Source organism: Roseateles sp. GW821-FHT09H10 (assembly GCF_059415865.1).
Map to the genome: position 1 here is coordinate 68,743 of NZ_JBWKOB010000002.1, position 25,522 is coordinate 94,264.

Sequence of the window (25,522 nt, forward strand, 5' to 3'; positions counted from 1 at the left end):
CATAGCAACTGAATCGGGCGGTGTCCCATGAGCATCGTCGTCAATGCCCTCATCGGCGGCCTGCTGGCTACCGCCCTCGCCGCCGCTGCCCAGCCGGTCGCTCCGGCCTCGGCGCCGGCTTCCGCACCCGTGCCGGCGACGGCCGCCTCCCGGGCCATGCCGGCACGCAGTCCAGCCATCGTGGCGGCCGAGAACGCCAAGGAGCCCGGCGTGCAGCGGCCCGAGGAAAGGGTGATTCCCCAGGTCTCGATTCCGCTGAAGTCCAGGAAGAGCGTTGTGCCGGTCGCCGCGGCCAGCGCCACCGTCCCCGGTGGTGTCAACGAGGCGGCGGCGCGCTGCAAGGCCGCCGAGGACCGCGCCGCCTGCGAAGCCGTGAAGCGTTGACCGATCAGTTGGGTTGCGGGAAAGCCACCCACTGCCCCATGGACGCCACCGCGCGCTCGACGAAGCGCACGCCGCGCACGCCATCCTCGACGCGCGGGTAGTCGCCAGCCCGCGTACCGGCCCGCAGATCGGCCGCCAGCTCGGTATAGAGATTGGCGAAGGCCTCGATGAAGCCCTCGGGATGGCCGGGCGGCAGGCGGCAGGCGCGGCGAGCGGCTTCGCTGAGATTCGCCGAACCGCGCGTGAGCCGGCGCGGTGCCTCGTCCAGCGGTGAGTGGATCAGCACATTGGGATCTTCCTGGCGCCAGTCCAGGCTGCCACGATCGCCGAAGACGCGCAGGCGCAGGTCGTTCTCGTGGCCGACGGCCATTTGCGAGGCCAGCAGCACGCCGCGCGCGCCGCCGGCGAGGCGCAGCAGGACGCTGGCGTCGTCGTCCAGTTGCCGTCCCGGGCCGAAGCTGCTGAGTTCGGCGCAGAGTTCGTCGATGGCCAGGCCGGTGACCGTGTGCAGCAGGTTCTCGGCATGCGTGCCGATGTCACCCAGGGCACCGCCGGGGCCGCTCTGTGCAGGATCGAGGCGCCAGCTCGACTGCTTGTTGCTCGTGCTCTCCAGCGCGCCGGCCAGCCAGCCCTGGTGGTACTCGACGATGACCTTGCGGACCCGGCCGATGACGCCGGCGCGCACCAGCTCGCGGGCCTCGCGCACCAGGGGATAGCCGGTGTAGTTGTAGGTGACGGCAAAGGCGGTACCGCGCGCCTGGACCAGCGCCGCCAACTCCTCCGCCTGGGCGACGCTGTGCACCAGCGGCTTGTCGCAGGCGACATGAAAGCCCGCGTCAACGAAAGCGCGAGCCACATCGAAGTGCATGTGGTTGGGCGTGACGATGACGATCAGGTCCACCCGCTGCTCGGGCGGACGGCGCTGTTCATCGGCCAGCAGCGCGCGCCAGTCGGCGTGGATGCGGTCTTCGGCCAGACCCAGGTCACGGCCCGAGGCCAGGGCCTTGTCGGGCGTGGACGACAGCGCGCCAGCCACCAGCTCGTAGCGGCCGTCCAGCGCCATCGCATGGCGATGCACGGCGCCGATGAAGGCGTCGCGGCCGCCGCCCACCATGGCGACTCTGAGCTTTCTGTTCATCCCGCCATGCCTTTCGAGAAGGCCGCGTCGAAGGCGCCGTGCGCGGGCGGAAAGTCCAGGCGGCGGCAGAAGGCCGCGCTCTCCGTCGCGCCATGCACGCGGTCCATGCGGCTGTCCTCCCATTCGACGGACAGCGGGCCCTGATAGCCCACGTCGTTCAGCGCGACGATGATGGATTCGAAGTCGATCATGCCGCGGCCGACGCTGCGGAAGTCCCAGCCGCGCTTAGGATCGCCGAAGCTGGTGTTGCCGCCGAAGGTGCCCACCGTGCCGTCGCCACGGCCCCACCAGACGTCCTTCATGTGGACGTGGAAGATGCGCGGGCCGAACTGGCGGATGAAGCGCACATAGTCCACGCCCTGGTAGGCCAGGTGGCTGGGGTCGAAGTTGAAGCCGAAGCGCGGATGGCCATTCAGCGCTTCGATGGCGCGCTCCGAAGTCGCGATGTCGAAGGCGATCTCGGTGGGATGCACTTCGAGCGCGAAGTTGACGTCCTGTTCCCCGAACACATCGAGGATGGGCGTGAAGCGGCGGGCGAAGTCGGCAAAGCCGGCGTCCCAATAGGCCTGCGACGTCGGCGGGAAGGCATAGGCGGCATGCCAGATGGAGGAGCCGGTGAAGCCGGTCACGCGCTGCACGCCGAGCAGCTTGGCCGCGCGCGCCGTGTCGGCCAGCTCGGCGGCGGCGCGCCGGCGCACGCCCTCGGGCTCGCCATCGCCCCACACATGCGCTGGCAGGATGGCCTGGTGGCGCGAGTCGATGAGGTCGCAAACCGCCTGGCCGATCAGGTGGTTGCCGATGGCGAAGACCTGCAGCCCATGCCCGGCCAGCAAGGCGCGCTGGCCTTCGGCATAGCCGGGCTCGTTCAAGGCTCGCTGCACGTTGAAGTGGTCGCCACCGCAGGCCAGCTCCAGGCCGTCATAGCCCATGCGCTTCGCGAGCGGAGCCAGCTCGGCCAGCGGCAGGTCGGTCCATTGGCCGGTGAAGAGGGTCAGGGGTCGCATGATCAGAACGGACTGTCGGGGAAGTAGAAGTCCTTGGCGTTGTCCTTGGTGATGAGGACCGAAGGCACGATGGTCTTGGCCGGCAGCTTCTCGCCCTTGAGCCGCGCTTGCGCCGTGAGCTTGATGGCGTCGTAGATGAACTTGGGCGAGTAGGACACATTGGCCTGGATGCGCGGGTCGCTGCCGTCCTTCAGGATCTTGACCATGCCCTTGGCACCCGCGCCGCCGAAGACCAGCTTGATGTCGGTTCGCTTGGCCTGGTCGATGGCCTTGAGCACGCCGAAGGCCATTTCGTCATCGGCGGCCCAGACGGCGTCGATCTTCTTGAAGCGCGTCAGGAAGTCCTGCATGACCTTGAAGGCGTCGTCGCGGTTCCAGTTGCCATGCTTGGCGTCCAGCAGCTTGATGCCGGGGTTCTTGGCGATGACGGCCTTGAAGGCGTCCATGCGCTCGTTGTCGATGGTGGTCGGGATGCCGCGCAGGGCCACGATGTCGCCCTTGCCGCCGAGCTGCTTGGCGATGAACTCGGCCGGCACCGTGCCGAAGGCGGTGTTGTCGCCGGCCACGTAGGCGTCCTGGGCCGAGGCATCGGTCAGGCCGCGGTCCACCACCGTCACATAGACACCCTTGTTGTGCAGCTGCTGCACGGGCTTGGTCAGCGCGGCCGACTCCTGCGGCAGGATGACCAGAGCGTTGATCTTGTTGGTGCTCAGCAGGTCCTGCAGCTGGTTGGCCTGCTCGCCGGCCGAGGCAGCGGCCTTCACGGTGATCTTCAGGCCGGGGTGGGCCGCCTCCAGCTCCTTCTTGGCCTGGTTGGCCCACCAGACGATGCCGGCGGTGAAGCTGTGCGAGGCCGCCGGGATGGCGACGCCGAGATGCACGGGCGTCTGGGCCTGGGCGGAGAAGCCGGCGGCCAGGGACAGGGCGAGCAAGAGTCTGCGATTCAACATGCGGGAGTCTCCTTGTCTATCGTTGCCGCCGCTGCATGAAGGCGACGGCGATGATCACGGCGCCCTGCACCGCGGCGTTGAGGTGGATGCTGATGAAGCTGGTCAGGTTGAGCGCATTGCTGATGACGGACAGCAGCAGGGCGCCCACCACCGTGCCGGCGATGCTGCCCGAGCCGCCCTTGAGGGCCGTGCCACCGATGATGACAGCGGCGATGGCTTCCAGCTCCCACAGCAAACCCGTGGTCGGCGAGGCCGAGCCCAGCCTGGGCACATAGAGCAGCGTGGCGACGCCCACCAGCGTGCCCAGCACCACATAGCTGCCGAGCTTGACGGCATCGACCCGCACCGCCGCATAGCGCGCCACCTGCTCGTTGCTGCCAATGGCCTGCACATGGCGTCCATAGGCCGTGCGCTGCAGCAGGGCCGCCGCCGCCAGCGCGACGACGGCAAACACCCAGACCGGCACCGGCACGCCCAGCAGCGTGCCGTAATAGACCGGGGCATAGGCGTCGGCGAGGTCGTTGTCCAGCGTGATGGCGCCGCCGTCGGCCAACCAGGTCAGCACGGCGCGGAAGATGCCCAGGGTGCCCAGCGTGACGATGAAGGGCTCGATGCGGCCGCGCGTGATCAGCCAGCCATGGGCCAGGCCCAGCACGCTGCCCAGCAGCACCGCGCCGCTGGCACCCGCCGCCACGGCCCATACCGGCGAGACGCCATGGGCGCCCAGGGTGTTCATCAGCAGGATGACGCAGCCGGCGATGAGGGCCGCCATCGAGCCCACCGACAGGTCGATACCGCCGCCGACGATGACGAAGCACATGCCCACCGCGATGATGCCGGTGAAGGTGGTGCGGGTCAGCACATTGAGGGCGTTGTCGACCGTCGCGAACTCGGGGTTGAGGAAAGCGGCCAGCAGGCAGAGCGCGACCAGGCCTGTCAGCGGGCCGAAGCCGCGCAGTCGCGCGGTGAGGGAGTCAGTGCGTTCCGGTGGCATGGGCAATGAGCAGGTCTTCGGTGGCCTCGACAGCATCGAGGATGGTTTGCATGCGTCCGCCGCGCATGACGGCGATGCGGTGGCACAGCCCGATGAGTTCCATCAGCTCCGACGACACCACGATGACGGCCAGGCCTGAGGCGGCCAGGCGCTGGATGAGGCCGTAGAGCTCGCGCTTGGCGCCGACGTCCACGCCGCGCGTCGGCTCGTCGAGGACGACGACACGCGGCCCCGGGTGCAGGACCTTGGCCAGGGCCAGCTTCTGCTGGTTGCCGCCCGACAGCGAGCGCGCCGCAACGTCCAGCGAGCGGGCGCGGATGCCGAACTCGTCGACCGCACGCCTCAGCGCCGCGACTTCGTCGGACGGGCGCAGCCAGGGCCGGGCATAGCGCGCCAGCGTCATCAGCGTCAGGTTCTGGCGCAGGCCGAAGTCCAGGTGCAGGCCCTTGCCCTTGCGGTCCTCGCTCAGATAGGTGAGGCCCAGGTCGGCGGCCTCGCGCGGGCTGGCGATGCTCACCGCGCGGCCACCGATTTCGACCTGCCCGGTCGCGCCCGGCCGCAAGCCGATCAGGCCCTCGAACAGCTCCGTGCGGCCCGCGCCGACGAGGCCGGCGAAACCGAGGATCTCGCCCGGCGCGACCTCGAAGCTGATGTCCCGCGCCCAGCCGGGCACGCTGAAGGCTTGCACTTTAAGAAGCGGCTCTGCACCGGGCCGGGCGGTCTTGGACGGGAACAGGTCGCTCAGCTCGCGCCCCACCATCAGGCTGGCCATCTGCGCACGGCTGAGGCTGGCCGTCGGTGCGCGCGTCACGAAGCGGCCGTCGCGCATGACGACCACCTCGTCGGTCAGGCGTTCGATCTCCTCGAGCTTGTGGGAGATATAGACCAGGGTCACGCCCTCGGCCTTGAGGCCGTCGACCAGGGTGAAGAGCTGCAGGCCTTCAGCGCGTGTCAGCGTCGCCGTGGGCTCGTCCATGACCAGCACGCGAGCGCGGCGCTGCAGGGCCTTGGCGATCTCGACGCGCTGCTTCTGCGCCAGGCTCAGTGCGCGCACCGGCGTGTCGGGCGAGCAATCCAGGCCCACCTGGGCCAGCAGCTGTCGTGTCGTGGCGCGCATGGCGCCATCGTCCAGCCACCAGCCGCGCTTGATCTCATGGCCGAGGAAGATGTTCTGCGCCACCGTGAGGGCCTCGGCCAGCGCGAACTCCTGGTGGATCATCGCGATGCCCTGGGCCTCGGCCGCACGCGGGCCGTCGAAGCGCACGGCCGCGCCATCCAGGCGCAGCTCGCCGCCACTGGGTGCCTCGTAGCCGGCCAGGATCTTCATCAACGTGCTCTTGCCCGCGCCGTTTTCGCCCAGCAGGCCAACGGCGCGGCCGGCGGTCAGCTCGAAGCTGACGTCATGCAGGACGGCCACGGGGCCAAAGGACTTGGCGATGGCGTGAAAGCCCAGGCTGCGGCCCACGCTCATGGCGAGTTGCTGATGCTGACCCGAAACGCAACCATCCCTAGCCCCTGACCCGGATTCGAGGCGGCGATCATCACATGCTGGAGCCACTTGGCCTTGCGCCGCATGGAGCCACTTGGGGCATCCCCCCACCCTAAGATGCGCCGCGTGCTGGCCCGACCGCAGGGAGACCTTGTGCGCAGAATCGTGACGATAGGCTTGGCCGGCATGGTGGCCGGTGCGCTGGACATCCTGGCCGCCTTCGCCAGCTATGTGTCGCACGGCGCCACGGTGCAGGGCATCCTGAAATACATCGCCAGCGGCCTGATCGGCGGCGCGGCCATGAAGGGCGGAATGGAGATGGCGGCCCTGGGCCTGCTGTGCCACTTCGCCCTCACCACCGCGATGGCGGCCATCTATCTGTTCGCGGCGCTCAGGCAGCAGGCGCTGGTCGCCCGCCCCTGGCTGTGGGGCAGCGTCTACGGCGTGCTGACCTGGCTGGCCATGGTCTATGTCGTCGTGCCGCTGTCCGCCGTCGCGGCCTGGAAGCTGCCCGAGGGCTGGAACATCGTCGCCGGCCTGCTGGCCCACATCTTCTACGTCGGCGTGCCCATCGCCCACATCACCCAGCACGGTCTGCGACGATAGCCGGCGTGAAATCAACGCCCCTGCCCTTCATCGCGCCTCCTGATTCGCCCTTCGAAGCCGAGTGGCTGGCCGCGCTGCGGGCGGCCATGCCCGACGAGAACGTCCTGCCCTTCGCCGCGGTGGACGAGGACGCGCGCCAGGCCTGCACGGTCGCCATCGTGGCCAACCCGCGCCCCGAGGACCTGCGGCTGTTGCCGAATCTGCAATGGGTGCACAGCGTCTGGGCCGGCGTGGAGCGCATGCTGGCCGACCTCGGCGACATGGAGCTGAAGATCGTGCGCTTGGTCGACCCGCAGCTGGCCGACACCATGGCCGAGGCCGTGCTCGCGTGGACCCTCTATCTGCACCGCGACATGCCGCGCTATGCCCGCCAGCAGCGCGAGCGTCTCTGGCAGGCCCTGGACTATGTGCGGCCGCAGCACAAGACGGTGGGCCTGCTGGGTCTCGGCGCCCTCGGCGAAGCGGCGGCACGCCGGCTGGTGGCGGCAGGCTTCAAGGTGCAGGGCTGGAGCCGGAGTCCGCGCGAGATCGCCGGCGTGAACTGCCTGGCCGGCGACAGCGGGTTGACCGAGATGCTGGCCAGCAGCGACATCCTCGTCAGCCTGCTGCCGCTGACGGCCCAGACGCGCGGGCTGCTGAACGACGCGACCCTGGGCCGATTGCGTGAGCAGGCCTCGCTGATCAACTTCTCGCGCGGCGCCGTCGTCGACGATGACGCCCTCAGGCGCGCCCTCGACCAGGGAAGCCTCGCCCATGCGGTGCTCGATGTGTTCGCCACCGAACCCCTGCCGGCCGACAGCTGGCATTGGAGCCATCCCGCCGTGACGGTGCTGCCCCATATCTCCGCGCCAACCGACAGGCAGACGGCATCGCTGATCGTCGCGCAGAACATCGCGGCCTATCGCGAGCGTGGCCTCATTCCCGAGCCCGTCGATCGCGTCCGCGGCTATTGAGCCTCGAGCCTGCAGCCATGACCCAGCCCTCCACCGCCCGCGGCGCCTGCTATTGCGGCGCCGTCTCCGTCATCGTTGCGGCGCCATTGCGCCGCCCGGGCAACTGCCATTGCGGCGAATGCCGCCGCCTCAGCGGTGCCGCCTTCACGACCTGGATCACCGCGCCGCGCGACCAGGTCGTCGTGAACAACCCCGAGGGTTTGTCCACGTTCAGCCCGACGCCCAATCTGCAGCGCTCCTTCTGCAGGCAGTGTGGCTCGCATGTCTTCACAGCGGACCAGCGGCTGCCCAGGGTCTATGGGTTTCCGGCCGGGCTCTTCGAAGGCGAAGCCATAGCACCGCCGAGGGAGGACTATTTCCTCGAGGACAAGGCCAGCTGGTACGGGCCGGCGGCTTGAGCATCGCGGGTGATCGGAGGACAGTTTCAGGCTGAATGCGGTCCTCCGCCTTGGCGCGTCCGGCCGATGGGCTCTGATCCTAAGCCGACCTCGGATGGATCCGTCCTCGGCGTCAGTTGTCACCCCGATCCAACGGTGGCGCTGCCGCCGCACCCTCGTCAGGATCCTGCCTCGATGTGGCCGCCTCGACTATGAACCGGCTTCTCTCGTAGAGCTCATCGAACGTCAGAATGTCGACGTCGGAAATGATATTTCGATAGAGTTCGAACGACCTTACTTGCTCTTCGTTGACACCGTGTTCGGTCACGAACTGACCGAGTGAGCCGACCACGATGAATGTGCGCGGCCGAAAGTTGAAAACTTCTTCGCCCGTGGGCGAGCCACGATCGTGTTTTGGCCCTTGGTAGCCTTCGCTTGGTCGAAGCAGTCTCGTTCGAATAGCAAGCGTCTGAAGGACCAGCGCTGACGCGCCCGAAGGGCCTGCAGGCGATCCCGCCTCTCATTCGTTCTTGAACAAGCCCTTTTCCTTCATGCGCATCAACCGCGAGCGCGTGGCCGTCTTGCGCGAGGGCGCCAGTTCGTGGATCTGGGCTACGCCGGGCATCGTGTCGCCGCGGTCAGCATGTCCCGCGCCGAGCAGGGCTTCGTTCTCCAGCCCGACAACGGCGCCTATGCCGGGCAGTTCGACCGTACCGACCACTTCGGTCAGAACGGGCAGCTCTTGCACCACGCTGCGGATCTCGTGCAGCGGCAGCAGCTCCGGCATGTCGCCCCCGGGCTGCAAATGCGCCGCGGCGATCTGCACCGCCGGGTCCACGTTCTCCGCACTCACGACATCGTGACGGGCAGCGTGCGGTCCGGATCGGCCATCGTCTGCGTCGTTCGGACCAGGAGCATCCAGCTGCGTCAGATCCACCGTATCACTGAGATCGACGAAGCCCGTCAGTTCGACGCGCCGAGCCGTCGTGGCATCGCCCCGCGGCACTGCCAACACCGAGGCTGCCGTGGGCAGCTGGGGCAACGAGCCGCTGCCTTCGCCCGCAGCTGCCGATTCGGTGCCCAGGTCTGGCACTTCCATGTGGCCATAGGCCTGCAGGCGCAAGCGCTCCCAGACCAGCCCCGTCGCCGCCAACTGGCGCAGCCGCTCCGCCTGCGACAGGCTGCTGCCGATCGACGAGAGCATCGCGTGCAGTTCGGGATGGAGCTCGCTGTCGACGTCGAACTGCAGGTGAAGAAGGGCCATGGTTCCTTGCCCTGCGCGCGGGTCAGGCCGTGGCCGCTTGTTCCTCCGCCATGGCCTCGCCGATCATCTGGAAGCCGCGCACGTTGGCCGCCATGGGGTCGGGCATGATGAAGACCGGTATCGCCGGAAACCGCTTGACGAGAACGTCGCGGTAACGCTCAGGGTGGCCGCCCACCAGCACCATCAGATCGATGATTTCGTGGGCGTCGCGCAGGCCGTCGATCATGCGGTTGATCGAATCTTCGATCACGGACATGATGACCGGCTCGAAGGGCTGCAGGTCGTGGGCCACACCGGCCAGCTTGACCGGGCTGCCGCTGCGCAGCGCATCGTTGACGCGCGGCATGACCGCGGGGCCGAGCGGCCGGCCGACCTCGGCCACCAGCGAATCGACCACGGAGCGCACGACGCGGTGGCGCCCGGCATCGGACGCCGCGCCGCTGGCGCGCGGATTGATGCTGCCCTGCTGAATCAGCAGCCAGTCCAGCGTGTGCTCGCCGGGGTCGATCATCAACACCGACAGGTCGTCCAGGGCTTCGCCGCTGGCCAGCGGCTTGAGTGCCCCTGGTGTCCTGGCGATGACCTCGTTGAGCTCGTCCAGGTGGGCGTCCAGCGCGGCGTAGCCGCCCATCGGCTGGGCCTGCACCAGAACCTTCTTGACCCTGATCCTCCTGTCGTCGCCGACCGGGATGTCGCCTTCATAGCGCGAGCGAAGGTAGTCGCGGCGTTTGCTGTCGTTGTACTGGTTGACGGGCAAACCGAGAACGAGCACATCGATCACCGAGTCGCCGGCTTCCAGCATGTAACGCAGCGCACCTTTGGTCAGGGCTTCGTAGATAACACCGCGGTAGAACTCGTCCGTCACGTCGCGCCCGAAGCTGCCGCCGGCCTGTGCCAGGCCGACGTCGCGGCCCACCTCGTAGCTGGCGTCGTTCACCGGCACGTCGAACGTGTCGCGCCGGCGCGTCCCCAGGGTGCGCACCGCGCTGGCATCGGCCGGGATCGCCATCGACGGAAAGTTGATGAAGGTCAAGTCGGCGCCCTTGCGCACACTCAGTTTGACGAGGCCAAAACCGACATCGATGGCGCGCACCACGGGCGCCTTGTTCGACGAGCCTCGTTTCGTATCGGCATTGACTTCGCGCAGATTGGAATTGGACGCGTTGGGCATGTGGTTTCTCCAGTTGGGCAGCGGTTGGGCATTTGAGACTCGGGAATGCCGCAGCAATTCCGTCGAGCGAGCACTGTCTATGAGTCTGGACGCCACGGCCCGCCATGGCTGTTTCCAAGCGTATACAGGCGGGCCGGTGCGCTTGAACTCGGTGTTCGGATCCCCTTGGTGCCCTACCTGCAGCCTTGCGCTCGGACAGGGATCGACGCCGGATCTATCGCCGTCGGCCGATCGCGGTCTCGACGGGTTGGTGAACCGGACCTCCGAAGCAAGAGCTACGCCTGTCGCTCGGCATCAAAGAGGCGTACCCGTGACACCCCGCAAACACCGCGCGACTGACTGCAATGGGTCGTTAGCTGGCGGCGGTCAGACCCGCCGCGCAGGGCGGCTCACAGCCTGAAGCCGAACTCGCCTTCTGGCTGCGTGCTGCCGCTCCCAACATGCCTGACACCCGACTGCTATCGCCCCATTGCGGCGCTTGGTATGAATGGCATCTCCACCGCCGGTCGAGTGTCAGAGGGAGCAAGTCAGAAGACTTAGATTGGATTGAACTCTGATGCGCGACGTGGCGCGCCGTTTGCCCCGCACTCAGGGCGAGCAAAGGGGTAAGCGATGAACCATCCATCGACAGGTATCCGTACCGCAACAGCCGAGGATATGCCGCATGCGGTGGCGGTCATCGTGGCCGCCTTTGCGGTTGACCCAGCCGCGCGCTTCGCGTGGCCCGCACTGCGCGACTACCTGGAAGCCATGCCCTCGGCCGCGCGCGAGTTTGCGGGCAACAGCCTGGAGTGCGGAACCGCCTACCTCGCGGCAGACCTTTCCGGCGCAGCCCTCTGGCTGCCACCGGGCGTGAGCACCGGTGGCGATGCAGTCGACAAGGTCTTTCGCGAAACTGCCAAGCCCGAGCACCTCAGCGACTTGCTGTCCACCTTCGAACAGATGGAGCGGTGGCACCCGCAGGAGCCGCATTGGTACCTGGCCATGATCGGCGCCGACCCGAAGGTACAGGGCACGGGCATCGGCTCACAGCTCATGCGAACTGCTCTGGCGCGCTGCGACGACGATGCCGCACTGGCCTACCTGGAAACCGCCAACCCGCGCAACGTTCCGCTCTACCGACGATTCGGTTTCGAAGTCATTGGCGAGATCCAGGTCAGCAGGGCACCGCGCATGTTCCCGATGTTGCGGCGCCCCCGTAGCTTGGCAAAGGATTGCTAGACAACGGGCGACCAGCGGGCTGCTGCATGACAGCTCTGCGCTACCTCCAGGGTTGTCTGCGCCACGCTGATTGCTGTCGCTCACCAACGACTGCTTTGCGGTTCCTCTGCTCCAGGCAGCGAGTCCAGGGGGCTGCGCACGGCACTGCCGCCCATCCTGAGCACATGGGTGTAGATCATGGTCGTCGCCACATCGGCGTGCCCGAGCAACTCCTGCACGGTGCGGATGTCGCTACCCGCCTGAAGCAGATGGGTCGCAAAACAGTGCCGCAGCGTGTGAGGCGTGGCGGGCTTGTCGATGCCTGCGGCCTGAACCGCGCGCTTGAACGCCCGCTGAAAGGTCTCGTCGTAGAGATGGTGCCGACGAACGACGCCGCTGCGGGGATCGGTGGAATGATGGTCTTGAGGGAAGACCCAGAACCATCCCCAGCTGGCACCGGCCCGGGGGTACTTGCGCTCAAGCGCATGCGGCAACTCCACCCCCGCATGCCCTGACTCCACATCGGCCGCCCAAACCTGGCGAACCCGGCCCAACTGCTCTCGCAACGGCAAGACCAAGGATTGGGGCAGCATCACCACCCGATCCTTGCCGCCCTTGCCCTGACGCACGTAGATCGCGCGTTGCGCGAAGTCGATGTCCTTGACCCGCAGGCACAAGGCCTCGGTGATGCGCAACCCCGTGCCGTACAGCAGTCGCGCCAGCAATTGATGCTCGCACTGCAGTCTGGCAAGCACCGCCAACACCTCTTCGACGCTGAGCACCACCGGCAAGCGCCGCTTGGGCACCGGGCGGCCAATCTCCTGCATCCAGGGCAACTGCAGCCCCAGCACCTTGCCGTAAAGGAACAGGAGTGCAGACAAGGCTTGGCGATGGCTAGACGGAGACAGCCCGCGGTCGGATGCCAGATAGGTCAGGAAGGCCTCGACCTCGGGGCCGCCCATCTCCGCCGGATGGCGCAGGCCGTGGAACCGGATGTAGGCTCGAGACCAGTACAAGTACGCCTGCTCGGTCCGCCGGCTGTAGTGCAACACTGAACGCGCTCACGCAACTGGTCGAGCAGCCTAACGGCACGCAACGGCGGTAGATTGACAGGGGTGGTCGGGCGCAAAGCTGCGCGAGGGATGGCTGGACGCACGACGGCAGGCAGCATGGCAGCCTCCACTTGGCGGTGCCGCGAACCGGCCAAGCAGGTTTGTAGCGGATGCGGCTTTTGGTCTGAAATTTAGTACTGTATGAATGAACAGTTAAATGGGATGAAAGTCCAGTCTCGACAAGCACTTGGATCGCGCGCGGGGCGACCCGTTACTGCGCGGCCTGCCGTGATAGGCCGCGCCGCCCTGCGGTCTACAACACGTTATGCCGCAACGTAAGTACCGCGTGGTGCCGAGACATCTAAAGCCCTACCCAGGCTGTCTGGCTCGCATGCAGCCGGAGAGATTCCGTGGTGTCATCCGTAGCTGTTCCGTCCGGGTTAGAAACACATCTGGCGCTGCAAAGCGCATCCTGGCCCGTCGGTTAGAGCGATATGTGCACGCATACGTCCGCCGGTTTGGAATCGACGCCTTCGTTGAAAAGGCTCACGACTTACTTAGGCCGGTACGTCGTCGCAACTGGTTGCCCGGCGGGTATGCCCACTGGAGAGCGCAAAGAAGGGGAGCGGGCAGCAGTGGCCATGCGGCATAACAGGTTCTTCGACACGGACGCGCGGGTGCGTTCGCTCTCTCCGGTCACGCCCGTCGCGCGCGCCGGTCAAGTCCAACGTTAGCCTCGTGCCTTGCACCTATGCGTCTGCTCCCCTCGCTGATTGCTCTTGCCGCATTCGCTTCGCTATCGGCAAGCGCCGCAGAGCCTGCTCTCACTGCAAAGGAACGAGCGAGTATTCAGCAGCTGGCTCAATCCGTTGAGCGATCGTGTCTCGCCCAACGCTCGGACATCCTTGTTCAAGTCGAGCGAATGCTTCCGGGGACTCGCGTGCTCGCCAAGTCGATGGACTTCGCTGGCTATTGCGGGTGCATGCGTCAGGGGGTCGAGGCTCGAATTACTCCTGATCTTGTTAGGTACGGAACCGAAGCCCAGGCCGGAGTGCTCATGCAGCAGGTGGGCGGATCGTGTGCAGCAGGCGCGCTCAAAGCCGCCTTTGAAGCGGGAAGCTGTGACGAATGGGTTCACGCGCTTGGCCCAGATCGTCCGTTGTCGGAAGAGGCGGTCAAATCGGTGTGTCGGTGCACCAGCGAATCGACCGTCCTATTGAGCGGCAGCGCCTTTGCCGTCGCAATGGAACAAACAGCCCAGGACCTCCAAGAAATTCAGCGCGTCGGCAAGCCGCAAGTCGCACGATCTGCGTCCCTGCTACCAAGAATGCAAGCATGCATTCGTGCCGGTCAACTCCAACGTTAGGCAGCAAAACTCGTGTCCAAATACTCGCTGCTCTTCGTCATCGTTGTCTTTGTGACGGTGCCGTGCGTTTTTGTCTGGCGAGGCGTAGTACACAGCCGCAAGCTCGAGAGGGCACGACAAGCAGCGCTCGAAGCCTTTCGAGTTTCATGCGTCACGTCCACAGATCCGAAGTTTGGTTTTACCGGCGCAACTGCCACCATCGTCAAGATCGAAGAGCCATCGAATCCGCACCGTGAGCCGGCTTCTTGGTTCACCCTCACAGTTTTCGCGCGCAATGAGTTTGGTGAGTACTTCATGTTCAAGTCCACCAAGCCAGCGCCCTTCCTTAAACACATCACTCACGTCATTGCGAAACAGGTTCTGAAGCATGAGTACACCCCACCAGCGCATGACGCCTAACCATTCGCTGCAGCGGACGGCTTCGCCGCCCGCTGAGCTTTGACGTTAGGGCGCGATGTTCGACGACCGTTCTCTGCGACGCGCGCTTGCCTCACCAATTGTTCAGTGGCTCGCGTCCCTGACGCTGTCCGCCATGATTGTTCTTGTGGCGGTTTTGGCAGTTTTGGGATTGGTGGATCACGCCTACATTCAGCGCAACCCCGTCGCCGCTATCGAAGAAGATCTTGGCTATGGGCTCGTTATGGTGGGCTCGCTCATCGCTTGCGCGGCAGTGGCGCTGCCTGTTTGGGGTCTACTGTCCTGGCGGATCAAGCGAGCTTTTGGGCGAAGACTTCGTTGAGCATGCCGCGCCCTAACCTGCCATTGCAGCTGACAGCTACGCCGCCCGCTGAACTTCAACGTTAGACCGCAATGTTGAGACTCTTGGCCGCCTTTGTCGCCGCCCCACTTCTGGCCGCGTTCCTTCGCCACTTGCTTCTTGGTGGCGCCCAGTTCCAAACGTCAGCGCTCGGCGCCCTTGTCGAAGCAGCCTATGTCCTGCTATTGGCGGTTCCTCTTGGATTGGCGCTATTTGCGATCGCGTGGAAATTCGGAAAGTTTCAGTGGTACTGGGCTGCCGCAGCCGGGGCCTTCGTCGGTCTAGTCTTCTTCGTTCCAGTCGCTCTGTCTACGCTGGTTGATGAGAGGCTCCGGGATTGGAAGAAGATCGAAGCGCTCACTGATCTGGGGACTGTAGTGCTCTACTGCACTGGAGTCGCGTTGCTCACGTGGGTGTTGGGCGTGTGGCGCAACCCTGCCCTCTGGCAGAAACGTCGCGGGGCAGGTGGTGTTGCGGTCTAACAGGTCGTTCGACGCGGACACGCACCAGCAAGGCGCCGCGAGCCGCGTGGTTAATCATGCGTCTCGCGGCGCCTTGCCGGTGCGTGCCGGTCAACTTCGACGTTAAACAGAAATGGCAACTCTCGTTTGGCGCGCACCGATGCACTACCTGTCGCAAGGCGATGAGGCGGCGTTCTTTTCGTGGCTGAGCTCCGTGCCAGGTGTTGTGTCGGTGGCCGGTTCCGGACGTGAACTTCATATCCGGCTCCGCTCTACCCGCTTGTCGCAGCAAGGTTTGCGAGAGTTGATCGCGCTGTACACCCGATACCAAGGCCATATGGGCGAACTCGCACAGTTCGCAACGGAGGCCAACGCCGCATGGTTCAAGGCGCCAAATGCTGTGTGGCATCGCGCCGTGTTTGGAGCGGAGAATGCGGTTTAACCTTTTGGTCAAGCGGATCTGCGCCAGCTACGCTGGCTGGTCCGCTTACCGCGATCGTTGAACGGTCGCTTTTCGGCGCTGAGTTCGTCAAGCCGAAGGACCGGACCCGCTGCAAAGCCGACGTAGGACCGGTCAAGCTATCGAAGGACGGCTTCAGGCTGTGAGCTGCCGTTCATAGCAACCTAAGAACCGCCAGCATCACACCGAGGAAGGGCCGCGTCGAGCCCGCCTTTTCTTCGCCTGGCTTCTTCTGACAGGTACTGTTGAAAGGGCATAAGCCGATAGCGTGCCATCGGAGCGGTAGCCGGCACAGCCTTTAGTGATTGCACCGCTCCGTTCACCATGGCGATGCCGAAATCCCTCCGGTCCGACACATTGGAAGCTTGTTGCCACACTGACCAACTGTCGTACTCGATCCGCGATGGCGGCTGAAAAACAAAATTGGCAATCAGCGTACCGTCTTGCTTCAGTTCTCTGACCAGGACGGCACGAAGCTGCGTTGGATGAGCCGTGTGGAACTCAAACACCGGCTGGCCGGTGCTTGTTCGTCCAGTGAGTGCTTCTACGCCGCCACCCGTCGAGTCGGGTGTGACGGTTTCAACACCAATAGAAGTCCTATCAAGCCCTGCAGGAAAGCACACCTGGGCGATGACATAAACCCCCTGTGGCACCGGACCGCGCGTAATTGGACCGTGCGACGTGGTGGTTGCACATCCGGCCAGCGTGGAGACGATGCACGTCAACAGCGTTGTCCACCCTTCCACGCCCGAAAGGGCTCTCCTAGTACGAGCACGACGTGATCTCATGAGAGCCTATCGTAGGTCTTGGTTGTCCGTTCCCGCTGCAAAGCAGCCCGCCACCGGCCAAGGATGGCTTCAGCTGGGCGTCGTCCACCGCCGGGTGCCCAGTGACTGACCGCTACTGGCCCGCAAGTTGAGGCTCAGCCACGCTCGATATCGCGCAACAAGCTCATCACCTTGGTGGTGATGATGTCCACCGCCGGACCGTTGGCACCATGCGGCAGGATCACGTCGGCGTTGCGCTTGGTGGGCTCGATGAACTGCTTGTGCATGGGCCGCACGGTTTCCAGGTACTGGGTCACGACGGACTCGGTGCTGCGGCCACGCTCCGAGATATCGCGCTGCAGCCGACGGATGAAGCGCACGTCCGAGGCCGTGTCCACATAGATCTTCAGCGACATCATGTTGCGCAGCTTGGCGTCGTACAAGGCGAACAGGCCTTCGACCACGATCACCGGTGCGGGCTTCACGGCAATGGTGTCGCTGGAGCGGTTGTCGGCCGAGAAGTCATACACCGGCATCGCTATCGCCTCACCCTTGCGCAGCGCGGCCAGGTGCTGCGCCATCAGCGGCCAGTCAAAGGCATCCGGATGGTCGTAGTTCTGCTTGCGCCGGTCCTCCGGTGCCATGTGGGACTGGTCCCGGTAGTAGTCGTCCTGCATCACCACCGCCACCTTCTCCGACCCGATGGCGGCCAACACCTGGCGCGTCACCGTCGATTTGCCGCTGCCGCTGCCCCCTGCGACGCCGATGACGAAAGGTTTGTGAGAGGTTTTGGGCATGAGGTCGTGGTGCAGGTGTGAGCGATGCCTGCGAATTTGCAAGCGGGCGAGCGTATTTTGAGCGCTCTCGGGGTCCGCTTCAGGCGGGGAGCAGTCTCCAACGCTGCGAAGCACGCGCTCCCATTGCCTTTGCCTCCCCCGCTGTGCATCATCAGCCTCAGCGCCCGCCACTCACTGGCGGGCGCACGCCACCAAACCGGGAGGTCACCATGGGAATGCAAGTCGCGACGCTGGCGGGCAACGCCGAGCCTGAAGCCCTGATGGAGGTCAACACGACGCCACTGATCGATGTGATGCTGGTGCTGCTGGTCATGCTCATCATCACCATCCCGACCCAGCTGCACGCCATCAAGCTGGACATCGGGCTGGGCGGCGCGCCAACGCAAAAGCCGGTCGTCCACACCGTCGCCATCGACTTCGACGGCACCGTGTCCTGGGACGGCCAGGTGCTGGCCGACCGGGCCGCCGTCGACGCCAGGATGCAGCAGGTGGGCGCGCTGGCCGAGGCGGCCCAGCCCGAGGTGCACATCAAGCCCAACAAGCTGGTGGACTACAGCGCCGTCGCCGCCGTGATGGCCTCGGCGCAGCGCCACAGCGTCAGGAAGATGGGCGTGGCCGGCAACGAGCAGTTCCGCAGCTGAGCCGTCCCGCCTCGTCCTTGCCCCGGGCGTACTCGTCGCCCGGCAGCCGGTTTCGTCGCATGCGGCTGACGCCCGGCCGCGCCTCTCCTAGATTCCACGACCTTCAACGCAAGTGGAACTCCGATGGACGAGACAACCGGCCGCAGTTCACGGCGCCTCCTGCTCGGCATGCTGGCCCTGGGCGTCGCAGCGCCTTTGCCCACGCTCGCCGCGGAGCGTGGCGAAGTCTTCATCGTGTCGACGCTGTATTCGCGGCACAAGCAGGTGCCCGCCTATGACCTGGCGACGCTGAAGCGCCTGCTGGAGGCCGTGAAGCCCGACGTGCTGGTGCTGGACGTGACGCCCACCGAACTGCGCACGCGCAAGGTCTGGCCTGGCAAGGTGGAGTACACCGAGGTCATCTTTCCCTGGCTCGACGCGAACCGCATCGCCGCCTACGGCTCGGAGCCGGACGAGGCCTTGTTCAAGCAGCTCACCGGCGCGGGCGGCGAAAGCTACAAGGCCTTCAACGAGGGCAGTCCCGCCGGTGCCCAGGCCCTGGGGGAGCTGAAGCAGGCCACCTACCTGGCCCTGTCCGCGAGCTGGAAATCGGCCGCGGACGTCAACAGCGCCCGGACCGATCACATCGTGGCCGGCCTGCGCGAGATCGAGGAAGGCCTGGTGGGCGGCAGCGTGGCCCGCGTGCAGAAGCAATGGGACGAGCACCATGCGCTGCGCCTGCAGGACGCCGTGCGCGCCCACCCCGGCAAACGGGTGCTGATGCTGGTGGGCATCGAGAGCCGCTACCGCGTGCTGCAGGAACTCAGGGCCGCTGGCGGCCTCCAACCCGTGGAGAGCGAGGCCTGGCTGAAGCAGGCTGGCTTGTGAGGCGCGGCTAGGCCACCGCGCCCCGCGTGTTCACATACAGCGCGTACAGCGAATGCGTGCTGGCCATGAAGAGGCGGTTGCCCTTGGCACCGCCGAAGCAGAGGTTGGCGCAGCGCTCGGGCAGGTGGATATGGGCCAGCGGTTTGCCGGCGGCGTCATAGACCTTGACGCCATCCAGCCGCGATGCATCAGCGCCGGCGCTGCCGTCGCTGCCGAAGCCGCACCAGAGATTGCCCTGCACGTCGACGGCCATGCCGTCGAAGGCACCGGGGCCGCCAGCGTCGACGAAGCGGCGCTTGTTGCTCAAGGCGGCACCGTCGACGTCATAGGCCCAGATGCAGCGATGCGGTTTGGCGCGGCTCTCGATGACGTAGAGCACCTTGCCATCCGGGCTGAAGGCCAGGCCGTTGGGGCCGTTGAGGTCGTTCAGCTGCTGCGTGAGCGCGCCTGTCGCGCCATCGATGCGATAGACGCCCTGGGCCAGCTCGGCTTCAGCCTTCTCGCCCTCGAAGTCGCTGAGGATGCCGAACAGCGGGTCGCTGAACCACAGGCTGCCATCGGGCGCGCAGGTGATGTCGTTGGGCGAGTTCAGGCGCTTGCCATCGAAGCGATCGGCCAGCACGGTGATGCGGCCGTCGTACCCGGTGCGCGTGATGCGCCGCGTCAGATGCTCGCAGCTGACGAGGCGCCCCTGCAGGTCGCGCACATGGCCGTTGGCGTTGTTGCTCGGGTTGCGGAACTCGCTGATGGCGCCGGTCGTCTCGTCCCAGCGCAGGATGCGGTTGTTGGGAATGTCGGAGACCAGCAGATAGCGGCCGTCGCCGAACCACACCGGCCCTTCGGCCCAGGCCAGTCCGGTGGCGAGCTGCTCGACGCCGGCGGCGAACAGGCGCAGGGGCAGGAAGGCCTCGTCCAGCACCTCGATGGCCGGATCGGGCCGGCGTGCATTCGGCGTGAAGGCGATCTTCATTCCGGATCTTTCTCGAAGGGCCCCAGCGTGACGAACTGGCCGCCCTGGCAGCGCACTTCGGGCTTGCTGGGGTCGACATGGGGCTGGGCCGCCTCGACCTCGGCGCGCCAGGGCTCGGAGCTGTCCTGGGGTTTGAAGCCGATGTGGCTGGAGGAGGCGTTGTTCCACCACACCGAGCGGTTGTCGCTCATGCCGTAGATGATGCTGTGGCCGACGACAGGTGCGCTCAGCGCGGCCACCATCAGGCGCTCCAGGTCGTCAAAGCTCAGCCAGCTCGACAGCATGCGCCGGTCCGTCGGCACGGGCCAGCTGGAGCCGATGCGCACCGACACCGTCTCCAGGCCATAGCGGTCGAAATAGAACTGGGCCAGGTCCTCGCCGAAGGCCTTGGACAGGCCGTAATAGCTGTCCGGCCGCGGGGCGGCCTGCGGCGTCAGCGTCTCGCCCTGGCTGTAGAAGCCGGTCACATGGTTGGAACTGGCAAAGACGATGCGCTTGACGCCGCGCTGGCGGGCCGCCTCGTAGACGTTGTAGGCGCCGACGATATTGGCCGGCAGCACGACATCGAAGGGCTTCTCGATGGACACGCCGCCGAAGTGCAGCACGGCGTCCACGTCCTTCAGCAGGGACTGCATGGCGGCCAGGTCTTCGAGCGGCGCCTGCACGACTTCCTCGCCGTCGCCGGCAGGGTCCATCGCGGCGAGGTCGGAGACGCGCAGCACGTCGCAATAGGCCTTCATGCGCGGGCGCAGCACGCGGCCCAGGTTGCCGGCGGCGCCGGTCAGGAGGAGGCGCTTGAAGCGCGGGGCGGAAAGTGGCGTCATGCAAAAGCGGCCCACGCGGGGCCGGGGTCAAGCTTTGCGCAATGGGGGGCGCAGCCGGGGGGCTGCGTCGGACTGGCGTCGGACCAGTTCGAAGTCCATGAGCTCGTGCTCGCAGGGCAGAGGCTCTCCGGTGCGGCGCGCGCGGATATGGCGCACCAGCAGGTCCACCGCGGCGCCGGCCATCTCCATGATGGGCTGGCGCACGGTGGTCAGTTCGGGCCAGATGGTCGTGGCCAGCGGCGCATCGTCGAAGCCGACGACGGTCAGGTCGCTGGGCACGTCCAGGCCCATGCGATGGGCGATGGCGACGGTGGCCGCGGCCATGTCGTCGTTGCTGGCGAAGATGGCCGTTGGCCGCTGCTCCTGGGCCAGCAGGAACTCGGCCGCGTCCAGGCCCGAGCGGTAGGTGAACATGCCCTGGGCGACGACCTCTTCCTCGGCGATGTTGAGGCCGGCATCGGTCATGGCGGCATGGAAGCCCGCGAGACGGCGCGAGCTGCTGCTCTGGTAGGGGTCGCCGATGATGAAGCCCAGGCGGTGGTGGCCCAGGTTCAGCAGATGGCGGGTCATCTCGTAGGCGGCCTGGTAGTCGTCGATGCCGACGGCGCAGACATCCTCGGGCGGCTGGCCGGCGGAGACGACGACGGCCGGCGTGTCGGTCTCGGCGACGAGCTTGAGCAGGGGCTGGGAATCGCAGAAGGGCGGCGGCAGGATGAGGCCGTCGATGCCGTTGGCGATCATCTCGGCCACCGGCTTTTCCTCGCCCTCGCGCGCGGCCTCGCAGCGCTGCACGACCAGCTGCACATGGCGCAGGCTGGACTTGTTCAGCAGGCCGATGAGGAACTCGTTCAGATAGCCCGCCGTCGGATCGATATAGAGCATGCCGATGCGGATGGGCTCGGAGCCGGCCAGGTGGCGGGCCGCCTGGTTGGGCACGTAGTTCAGCTCGGCGACGGCGGCCTGCACCTTCTCGCGCGTGCCGGGCCTGACGTTCTGCTCACCGTTGATGACCCGCGACACCGTCATCGGCGACACGCCCGCGAGCTGGGCCACGTCGGCGATGGTGGCGACCTTGGTGCTGCGTCCAGCACGGGCGGATGGCTTCAAAGGGATCCCTCGAATGATGATGGGGCTGTTTGCGCAATCATATTTGGAGAGGCCTCAGCCGCCGCGGCCTGGGGCGAAATTGAAACGCTGGGCCTTGTACTCATCCAGCGTGCGTGCCGGCGGGCGCGTGCCGGCTGGCAGCGGCAGGCCCGACACCGACTGGAAATAGGCGATGCAGGCGTCGCGCCACCAGCGCGCCTCGGCCTCCTGCACGGCCAGGTGGGCCGCCACGTCGGCATGGCGAGCCGGGTCGATATCGGCCTTCAGCGCGGCCCATTGGGTACGCATGCCGGCCACACTGGCCACGCCGAAGTCATAGCGCGCGACCAGCTCGGCCCACAGGCTGCGGCCCGAGGCCATGCGGTGCTCCCAGGGCAGATGGTGGAACCACAGCAGCCATTCCTCGGGCGTGGTCTCGGGCCTGGCGAGGCGGGCGGCCCATGGCGGCGCGTACTGGGCCACCGCATTGCTGCCGCGCGGTGAGCGGTCGAACCCAATGCCATCGCGGCCGGCACGGTGGAAATAGACCGGGTTCCAGTCGGCGCGCTCCAGGTTGTCGACCCAGGGCGCCGGGCCGTGGTGATGGCCGGTCCCCATCAGGTGGTGCAGGCCCAGCGGCGTCATGTAGTCGACGACGGCCTCGCGCGAGGCCAGCATCATCTTCACGATGGCGTCGACCGCGCGGGGCTGGGTCGTGAAGCTCTGCTGCACCCACTCGCGGGCCACGTCGGCCGAGGCCAGACCGGGGTTCCAGGCCATGCGGCCATAGGCATACCAGTTGGCCTGGTCGAAGTGGGAGCCGCTCCAGTTGCGGTCGCTGCCGATATTGGCGACGCCGGCGATGGCCTTCACATGCTGCGCCACCGTCCTGTCGTCGGGCCGGGCGCGCAGCGCCTCCTCGAACAGCGGCCCCAGGTAGACCAGATGGGTGGAGAAGCCCAGGTACTCCTTGGTGATCTGCAGCTCCAGCGCCAGCGGCGTTTTCGGCATCGCGCCGAACAGCGGATGGAAGGGCTCACGCGGCTGGAAGTCGATGGCGCCGTTCTTGACCTGCACGATGACATTGGGCGCGAACTGGCCGTCCAGCGGCTGGAATTCGTCAAACCCCTGCTTGGCGCGGTCGCTCGCATCCGGCGCGTAGACAAAGGCCCGCCACATGACGAGGCCGCCATGCGGCGCCAAGGCTTGGGCCAGCATATTGGCGCCGTCGGCATGGTGGCGGCCGTAGTCTTGAGGCCCCGGCTGGCCTTCGGAGTTGGCCTTGACGAGGAAGCCGCCGAAGTCCGGGATGGCCTGGTAGATCTCGTCGGCCTTGGCCTTCCACCAGGCCCGCACGGCCGGGTCCAGCGGATCGGCCGTCTTCAGCCCAGCCAATTCCCGAGGCGCCGAGAAGCGTGCTGACAACCAGACCTTGATGCCATAAGGCCGCAGCACGTCGGCGACGGCAGCGGCCTTGGCAATGAAGGGCGCGGTCAGCGAATCGGCCTTGGCGTTGACGTTGTTCAGCACCGTGGCGTTGATGCCCAGCGACGCATTGGCGCGGGCGTAGTCCACGTAGCGGGCATCGCGGATGTCGGGCAGCTTCCACCAGTCCCAGATCGACGCGCCGGCATAGCCGCGCTCTACCGTGCGGTCCAGGTTGTCCCAGTGGTTGAGCAGGCGCAAGTCCAGCTGGGGCGTGGAGCGCTGGTCGAGCCCGGACAGGTCGGCACCCGTCTGCGCCGCGCGCAGCCAGGCAAAGCTGCCATAGAGCAGGCCGATGTCCGTATTCGCCGCAATCAGCGTCACCGCCCGGCCGCCCAGCTTCGCACTGCGCAGGGCATAGCCTTCGCGGCCCAGTTGGCCCCAAGGCAGCGTGATGCCGGCCGGCGCGTTGGCCGGCGTGACGAGCATCAGCGTTCCGCTCCCTGGCCGGGCCGAGGGTTCATGCCCCGTCATCCCAGCCACGCCGCGCTTCAGCTCGGCGACGGCGGCCTGCACAGTCGGCGAGGCCGGCTCCGCATGCACGACGCTGCGAGCCTGGGCCAGCACCTTGGCCTGGCTGGCGGCAGGCAGCCCGCGGTAGCGCAGCCACAGGTCATAGCCGTCTTCCACCGGCGCACTCCAGGCAGGCAGCAGCAAAGCCGCCAGCAGCCAGCCGGCCAAGGCTCGGGCCCATGTCTTCATTTGGTCTCCTGTGATCGGGCCCGACCCGGCGGCGTAGAACCCCGGAATCGCGGGAATGTTAGGTATTTCTCGCTTGCACAAAGCAAAATGGTAGCGCTACATTTGAGTCCACAGCAAGCGCCATCGAGCGCTCTTTCCCTGGAGACAAGCCGTTGACCCCTGACCTCGCCATCCCGGCTCCCTCGACCTCCGCCCGCGCCATCGCGCCCCGGGCGGCAGCGTTCAAGGGGGCGTGATGGCCGGGGGAGTCACCGCGCCGCTGGGCCGCCAGCGCTGGGTCATCTGCGCCCTGCTCTTTGTCGCGACCACCATCAACTACATCGACCGCAACGCGCTGTCGGTGCTGAAGACCAGCCTGCAGCAGCCCTTCGAGGCCGGCGGCCTGGCGCTGACCGATGCCGACTACGGCTGGATCACCTTCGCCTTCACGGCCGCCTATGCCGCCTTCCCGCCGCTGATCGGCATCGCCATCGACCGCTTCGGCGTCAAGCGCAGCCTCGCCGCCGCCCTGCTGCTGTGGTCGGCCGCCGCGGCCCTCCACGGCGTGGTGGCCTCGGTGCTGGGCCTGGTCATCGTGCGCTTCCTGCTCGGCATGGCCGAGGCCGCCCACTTCCCGGCGGCCATCAAGGCGGTGGCGATGTGGTTCCCGCAGCAGGAACGGGCCCTGGCCACCGGCATCTTCAATTCGGGCACGGCCCTGGGCATCATCGCGTCGCCCATCACCGTCTGGCTGGCCGTCAGTTTCGGCTGGCAGTTCGCCTTCATCGCCATCGGCGTCATCGGTCTGGTCTGGCTGATCTTCTGGGAGAAGGGCTTCCAGGCCCCCGAGAAACACGCCCAGGTGTCGGCCGAGGAGCTGGCCCATATCCAGGCCGGCCAGCCACCGCAGCAGGCGACGGTCAAGCTGCCCTGGACGGCCCTGCTGCGCTTCAAGGCCATCTGGCCCTTCCTCATCGGCAAACTGCTGACCGACCCGGTCTGGTGGTTCTTCCTGTTCTGGCTGCCGTCCTATCTGGAGCGCGAGCGCGGCCAGAACCCGCTGAAGAGCGCCGGCCTGGTCGCGCTGATATATCTGGGCTCCAGCGTCGGCTCCATCGCCGGCGGCTGGCTGTCGAGTGCCCTCGTCAAGCGCGGCTGGGCCATCGGCCGCGCCCGCATGACGGCCATGGGCGCCGCCGCCATCTGCATGCCCGGCGCCATCCTGGCCTACACGAGCGACAGCTTTGCGCTGTGCATCGCGCTGATCACGCTGGCCACGGCCTGCCACCAGGCCTGGTCGGCCAATCTGCTGACCTCGGCCACCGACCTCTTCCCCACCCAGGTCTCGGGCGCCGTCATCGGCCTGGGTGCGACGGCCGGCGGCATCGGCGGCATGTTCATCGCGCTGCTGGCGGCCCTGGCCGTGCAGTGGACGGGCACCCAGCAATGGGTCTTCGTCTTCGCCGGGCTGATGCATCTGACCAGCCTGGGCCTGTTCTGGCTGTGGTTCCACGGCCGCTTCGAGCGCGTGGACCTGGGCGCAGGCGTGGACATGCGTGAGGCCCATCGCGGCCTGCTGACGGCCGGTGGCTTGCTCGCCAGCACAGGCGCCTTGCTCGCCTGGCTGATCGCGGCGAACTGGGAAGCCTGCATCGCCGCGGCCAAGTTCTCCGGCGCCGCCCAGGCGCTGACCGCTGCCATCGGCCTGGTGCTGATCGGCCTCGCCCTCCTTCACGCCGGCCGCCCGCGCGCCGGTGTCGTGCTGCAAACGGCCTGAA

At 66.6% G+C, this 25,522-nt stretch carries 27 protein-coding genes; 12 read left to right on the forward strand and 15 right to left on the reverse strand.

Annotated elements, in window-relative coordinates; translation table 11 throughout:
- Positions 1-27 precede the first annotated feature (27 nt).
- The gene (locus AC07OY_RS08170; protein WP_495042056.1) at positions 28-384 is read left to right on the forward strand and encodes a hypothetical protein; all 357 of its coding nucleotides are present in this window, start codon (positions 28-30) and stop codon (positions 382-384) included.
- 4 nt (positions 385-388) lie between these two features.
- Here AC07OY_RS08170 and AC07OY_RS08175 read toward each other — a convergent pair whose 3' ends face one another.
- The 5 genes from AC07OY_RS08175 to AC07OY_RS08195 are packed head-to-tail and all read right to left on the reverse strand — an operon-like array spanning position 389 to position 5,941.
- Positions 389-1,522 (reverse strand): Gfo/Idh/MocA family protein, encoded by a 1,134-nt coding sequence (locus AC07OY_RS08175; protein WP_495042057.1) that lies wholly within the window; start codon positions 1,520-1,522, stop codon positions 389-391.
- Positions 1,519-2,526: a sugar phosphate isomerase/epimerase family protein gene (locus AC07OY_RS08180; RefSeq protein ID WP_495042058.1), complete on the reverse strand. Its 1,008-nt coding sequence runs from the start codon at positions 2,524-2,526 to the stop codon at positions 1,519-1,521. The genes AC07OY_RS08175 and AC07OY_RS08180 overlap by 4 nt, the downstream gene beginning before the upstream one ends.
- Positions 2,527-2,528: 2 nt before the next feature.
- Positions 2,529-3,476 (reverse strand): substrate-binding domain-containing protein, encoded by a 948-nt coding sequence (locus AC07OY_RS08185; RefSeq protein ID WP_495042059.1) that lies wholly within the window; start codon positions 3,474-3,476, stop codon positions 2,529-2,531.
- A gap of 16 nt (positions 3,477-3,492) precedes the next feature.
- Positions 3,493-4,470, reverse strand: a complete 978-nt coding sequence (locus AC07OY_RS08190) for an ABC transporter permease (protein WP_495042060.1) — start codon at positions 4,468-4,470, stop codon at positions 3,493-3,495.
- Positions 4,451-5,941 carry a sugar ABC transporter ATP-binding protein gene (locus AC07OY_RS08195; protein ID WP_495042061.1) on the reverse strand — a complete coding sequence of 497 codons (1,491 nt, stop codon included), beginning with the start codon at positions 5,939-5,941 and terminating at the stop codon, positions 4,451-4,453. Before AC07OY_RS08195 ends, AC07OY_RS08190 begins: the two co-directional genes overlap by 20 nt.
- Positions 5,942-6,112: 171 nt before the next feature.
- Here AC07OY_RS08195 and AC07OY_RS08200 point away from each other — a divergent pair, with 171 nt between their 5' ends.
- The 3 genes from AC07OY_RS08200 to AC07OY_RS08210 are packed head-to-tail and all read left to right on the forward strand — an operon-like array spanning position 6,113 to position 7,916.
- Complete coding sequence (locus tag AC07OY_RS08200; protein WP_495042062.1) at positions 6,113-6,565, forward strand: hypothetical protein; 453 nt, start codon at positions 6,113-6,115, stop codon at positions 6,563-6,565.
- A gap of 5 nt (positions 6,566-6,570) precedes the next feature.
- Complete coding sequence (locus tag AC07OY_RS08205) at positions 6,571-7,518, forward strand: 2-hydroxyacid dehydrogenase (RefSeq protein ID WP_495042063.1); 948 nt, start codon at positions 6,571-6,573, stop codon at positions 7,516-7,518.
- Between the two features lie 17 nt (positions 7,519-7,535).
- On the forward strand, positions 7,536-7,916 hold the full coding sequence (locus AC07OY_RS08210; protein WP_495042064.1) for a GFA family protein: 381 nt from the start codon (positions 7,536-7,538) through the stop codon (positions 7,914-7,916).
- Between the two features lie 112 nt (positions 7,917-8,028).
- Here the strand turns inward: AC07OY_RS08210 and AC07OY_RS08215 are convergent, their stop codons facing one another.
- Genes AC07OY_RS08215 through AC07OY_RS08225 form a run of 3 tightly spaced genes read right to left on the reverse strand, consistent with a single transcriptional unit; the run spans position 8,029 to position 10,330 of the window.
- Positions 8,029-8,376, reverse strand: a complete 348-nt coding sequence (locus AC07OY_RS08215) for a Shedu anti-phage system protein SduA domain-containing protein (RefSeq protein WP_495043515.1) — start codon at positions 8,374-8,376, stop codon at positions 8,029-8,031.
- 39 nt (positions 8,377-8,415) lie between these two features.
- The gene (locus tag AC07OY_RS08220; protein ID WP_495042065.1) at positions 8,416-9,159 is read right to left on the reverse strand and encodes a hypothetical protein; all 744 of its coding nucleotides are present in this window, start codon (positions 9,157-9,159) and stop codon (positions 8,416-8,418) included.
- Positions 9,160-9,181: 22 nt separating this feature from the next.
- On the reverse strand, positions 9,182-10,330 hold the full coding sequence (locus tag AC07OY_RS08225) for a ParM/StbA family protein (protein WP_495042066.1): 1,149 nt from the start codon (positions 10,328-10,330) through the stop codon (positions 9,182-9,184).
- Positions 10,331-10,942: 612 nt separating this feature from the next.
- On the opposite strand from AC07OY_RS08225, the gene AC07OY_RS08230 reads away from it, so the two are divergent.
- Entirely contained in the window at positions 10,943-11,551 is a 609-nt protein-coding gene (locus AC07OY_RS08230; RefSeq protein ID WP_495042067.1) for a GNAT family N-acetyltransferase, read from the forward strand.
- Between the two features lie 80 nt (positions 11,552-11,631).
- On the opposite strand, the gene AC07OY_RS08235 is transcribed toward AC07OY_RS08230, so the two are convergent.
- The gene (locus AC07OY_RS08235; RefSeq protein WP_495042068.1) at positions 11,632-12,546 is read right to left on the reverse strand and encodes an integron integrase; all 915 of its coding nucleotides are present in this window, start codon (positions 12,544-12,546) and stop codon (positions 11,632-11,634) included.
- A gap of 1,414 nt (positions 12,547-13,960) precedes the next feature.
- Here AC07OY_RS08235 and AC07OY_RS08240 point away from each other — a divergent pair.
- The 4 genes from AC07OY_RS08240 to AC07OY_RS08255 all read left to right on the forward strand — a co-directional run bounded on the left by AC07OY_RS08240 (position 13,961) and on the right by AC07OY_RS08255 (position 15,608).
- Positions 13,961-14,347, forward strand: coding sequence for a hypothetical protein (locus AC07OY_RS08240; RefSeq protein ID WP_495042069.1), 387 nt, complete (start codon positions 13,961-13,963; stop codon positions 14,345-14,347).
- A 55-nt stretch (positions 14,348-14,402) separates the two neighbouring features.
- Entirely contained in the window at positions 14,403-14,687 is a 285-nt protein-coding gene (locus tag AC07OY_RS08245; RefSeq protein ID WP_495042070.1) for a hypothetical protein, read from the forward strand.
- Positions 14,688-14,758: 71 nt separating this feature from the next.
- Entirely contained in the window at positions 14,759-15,187 is a 429-nt protein-coding gene (locus AC07OY_RS08250; RefSeq protein ID WP_495042071.1) for a hypothetical protein, read from the forward strand.
- Between the two features lie 112 nt (positions 15,188-15,299).
- A complete protein-coding gene (locus AC07OY_RS08255) occupies positions 15,300-15,608 on the forward strand; it encodes a hypothetical protein (RefSeq protein ID WP_495042072.1) in 309 nt (102 codons plus the stop codon).
- Between the two features lie 182 nt (positions 15,609-15,790).
- Here AC07OY_RS08255 and AC07OY_RS08260 read toward each other — a convergent pair whose 3' ends face one another.
- Both AC07OY_RS08260 and udk read right to left on the reverse strand, forming a co-directional pair.
- Entirely contained in the window at positions 15,791-16,351 is a 561-nt protein-coding gene (locus AC07OY_RS08260; RefSeq protein WP_495042073.1) for a hypothetical protein, read from the reverse strand.
- Between the two features lie 197 nt (positions 16,352-16,548).
- On the reverse strand, positions 16,549-17,190 hold the full coding sequence (gene udk / locus AC07OY_RS08265) for a uridine kinase (RefSeq protein WP_495042074.1): 642 nt from the start codon (positions 17,188-17,190) through the stop codon (positions 16,549-16,551).
- 209 nt (positions 17,191-17,399) lie between these two features.
- On the opposite strand from udk, the gene AC07OY_RS08270 reads away from it, so the two are divergent.
- Together AC07OY_RS08270 and AC07OY_RS08275 are read left to right on the forward strand one after the other, a co-directional pair.
- The gene (locus tag AC07OY_RS08270; protein ID WP_495042075.1) at positions 17,400-17,831 is read left to right on the forward strand and encodes an ExbD/TolR family protein; all 432 of its coding nucleotides are present in this window, start codon (positions 17,400-17,402) and stop codon (positions 17,829-17,831) included.
- A gap of 123 nt (positions 17,832-17,954) precedes the next feature.
- The gene (locus AC07OY_RS08275) at positions 17,955-18,698 is read left to right on the forward strand and encodes a hypothetical protein (protein WP_495042076.1); all 744 of its coding nucleotides are present in this window, start codon (positions 17,955-17,957) and stop codon (positions 18,696-18,698) included.
- 7 nt (positions 18,699-18,705) lie between these two features.
- Here the strand turns inward: AC07OY_RS08275 and AC07OY_RS08280 are convergent, their stop codons facing one another.
- The 4 genes from AC07OY_RS08280 to AC07OY_RS08295 are packed head-to-tail and all read right to left on the reverse strand — an operon-like array spanning position 18,706 to position 23,765.
- Positions 18,706-19,668, reverse strand: coding sequence for an SMP-30/gluconolactonase/LRE family protein (locus AC07OY_RS08280; RefSeq protein ID WP_495042077.1), 963 nt, complete (start codon positions 19,666-19,668; stop codon positions 18,706-18,708).
- On the reverse strand, positions 19,665-20,492 hold the full coding sequence (locus tag AC07OY_RS08285; RefSeq protein ID WP_495042078.1) for an NAD-dependent epimerase/dehydratase family protein: 828 nt from the start codon (positions 20,490-20,492) through the stop codon (positions 19,665-19,667). The genes AC07OY_RS08280 and AC07OY_RS08285 overlap by 4 nt, the downstream gene beginning before the upstream one ends.
- A gap of 27 nt (positions 20,493-20,519) precedes the next feature.
- On the reverse strand, positions 20,520-21,599 hold the full coding sequence (locus AC07OY_RS08290) for a LacI family DNA-binding transcriptional regulator (protein WP_495042079.1): 1,080 nt from the start codon (positions 21,597-21,599) through the stop codon (positions 20,520-20,522).
- Between the two features lie 54 nt (positions 21,600-21,653).
- Positions 21,654-23,765 (reverse strand): alpha-glucuronidase family glycosyl hydrolase, encoded by a 2,112-nt coding sequence (locus tag AC07OY_RS08295; protein ID WP_495042080.1) that lies wholly within the window; start codon positions 23,763-23,765, stop codon positions 21,654-21,656.
- Positions 23,766-24,000: 235 nt separating this feature from the next.
- Here AC07OY_RS08295 and AC07OY_RS08300 point away from each other — a divergent pair, with 235 nt between their 5' ends.
- Positions 24,001-25,521: an MFS transporter gene (locus tag AC07OY_RS08300; RefSeq protein WP_495042081.1), complete on the forward strand. Its 1,521-nt coding sequence runs from the start codon at positions 24,001-24,003 to the stop codon at positions 25,519-25,521.
- Position 25,522: the final 1 nt, after the last annotated feature.

Excerpts from the sequence above, each read along its gene's own strand:
- AC07OY_RS08225 (WP_495042066.1), bottom strand. The coding sequence starts at position 10,330 with ATGCCCAACGCGTCCAATTCCAATCTGCGCGAAGTCAATGCCGATACG.
- AC07OY_RS08255 (WP_495042072.1), top strand. The coding sequence starts at position 15,300 with ATGGCAACTCTCGTTTGGCGCGCACCGATGCACTACCTGTCGCAAGGC.
- AC07OY_RS08270 (WP_495042075.1), top strand. The coding sequence starts at position 17,400 with ATGGGAATGCAAGTCGCGACGCTGGCGGGCAACGCCGAGCCTGAAGCC.
- AC07OY_RS08175 (WP_495042057.1), bottom strand. The coding sequence starts at position 1,522 with ATGAACAGAAAGCTCAGAGTCGCCATGGTGGGCGGCGGCCGCGACGCC.
- AC07OY_RS08185 (WP_495042059.1), bottom strand. The coding sequence starts at position 3,476 with ATGTTGAATCGCAGACTCTTGCTCGCCCTGTCCCTGGCCGCCGGCTTC.
- AC07OY_RS08230 (WP_495042067.1), top strand. The coding sequence starts at position 10,943 with ATGAACCATCCATCGACAGGTATCCGTACCGCAACAGCCGAGGATATG.
- AC07OY_RS08210 (WP_495042064.1), top strand. The coding sequence starts at position 7,536 with ATGACCCAGCCCTCCACCGCCCGCGGCGCCTGCTATTGCGGCGCCGTC.
- AC07OY_RS08190 (WP_495042060.1), bottom strand. The coding sequence starts at position 4,470 with ATGCCACCGGAACGCACTGACTCCCTCACCGCGCGACTGCGCGGCTTC.
- AC07OY_RS08195 (WP_495042061.1), bottom strand. The coding sequence starts at position 5,941 with ATGAGCGTGGGCCGCAGCCTGGGCTTTCACGCCATCGCCAAGTCCTTT.
- AC07OY_RS08295 (WP_495042080.1), bottom strand. The coding sequence starts at position 23,765 with ATGAAGACATGGGCCCGAGCCTTGGCCGGCTGGCTGCTGGCGGCTTTG.
- AC07OY_RS08300 (WP_495042081.1), top strand. The coding sequence starts at position 24,001 with ATGGCCGGGGGAGTCACCGCGCCGCTGGGCCGCCAGCGCTGGGTCATC.
- AC07OY_RS08180 (WP_495042058.1), bottom strand. The coding sequence starts at position 2,526 with ATGCGACCCCTGACCCTCTTCACCGGCCAATGGACCGACCTGCCGCTG.
- AC07OY_RS08275 (WP_495042076.1), top strand. The coding sequence starts at position 17,955 with ATGGACGAGACAACCGGCCGCAGTTCACGGCGCCTCCTGCTCGGCATG.
- AC07OY_RS08280 (WP_495042077.1), bottom strand. The coding sequence starts at position 19,668 with ATGAAGATCGCCTTCACGCCGAATGCACGCCGGCCCGATCCGGCCATC.
- AC07OY_RS08170 (WP_495042056.1), top strand. The coding sequence starts at position 28 with ATGAGCATCGTCGTCAATGCCCTCATCGGCGGCCTGCTGGCTACCGCC.
- udk (WP_495042074.1), bottom strand. The coding sequence starts at position 17,190 with ATGCCCAAAACCTCTCACAAACCTTTCGTCATCGGCGTCGCAGGGGGC.
- AC07OY_RS08245 (WP_495042070.1), top strand. The coding sequence starts at position 14,403 with ATGTTCGACGACCGTTCTCTGCGACGCGCGCTTGCCTCACCAATTGTT.
- AC07OY_RS08220 (WP_495042065.1), bottom strand. The coding sequence starts at position 9,159 with ATGGCCCTTCTTCACCTGCAGTTCGACGTCGACAGCGAGCTCCATCCC.
- AC07OY_RS08250 (WP_495042071.1), top strand. The coding sequence starts at position 14,759 with ATGTTGAGACTCTTGGCCGCCTTTGTCGCCGCCCCACTTCTGGCCGCG.
- AC07OY_RS08285 (WP_495042078.1), bottom strand. The coding sequence starts at position 20,492 with ATGACGCCACTTTCCGCCCCGCGCTTCAAGCGCCTCCTCCTGACCGGC.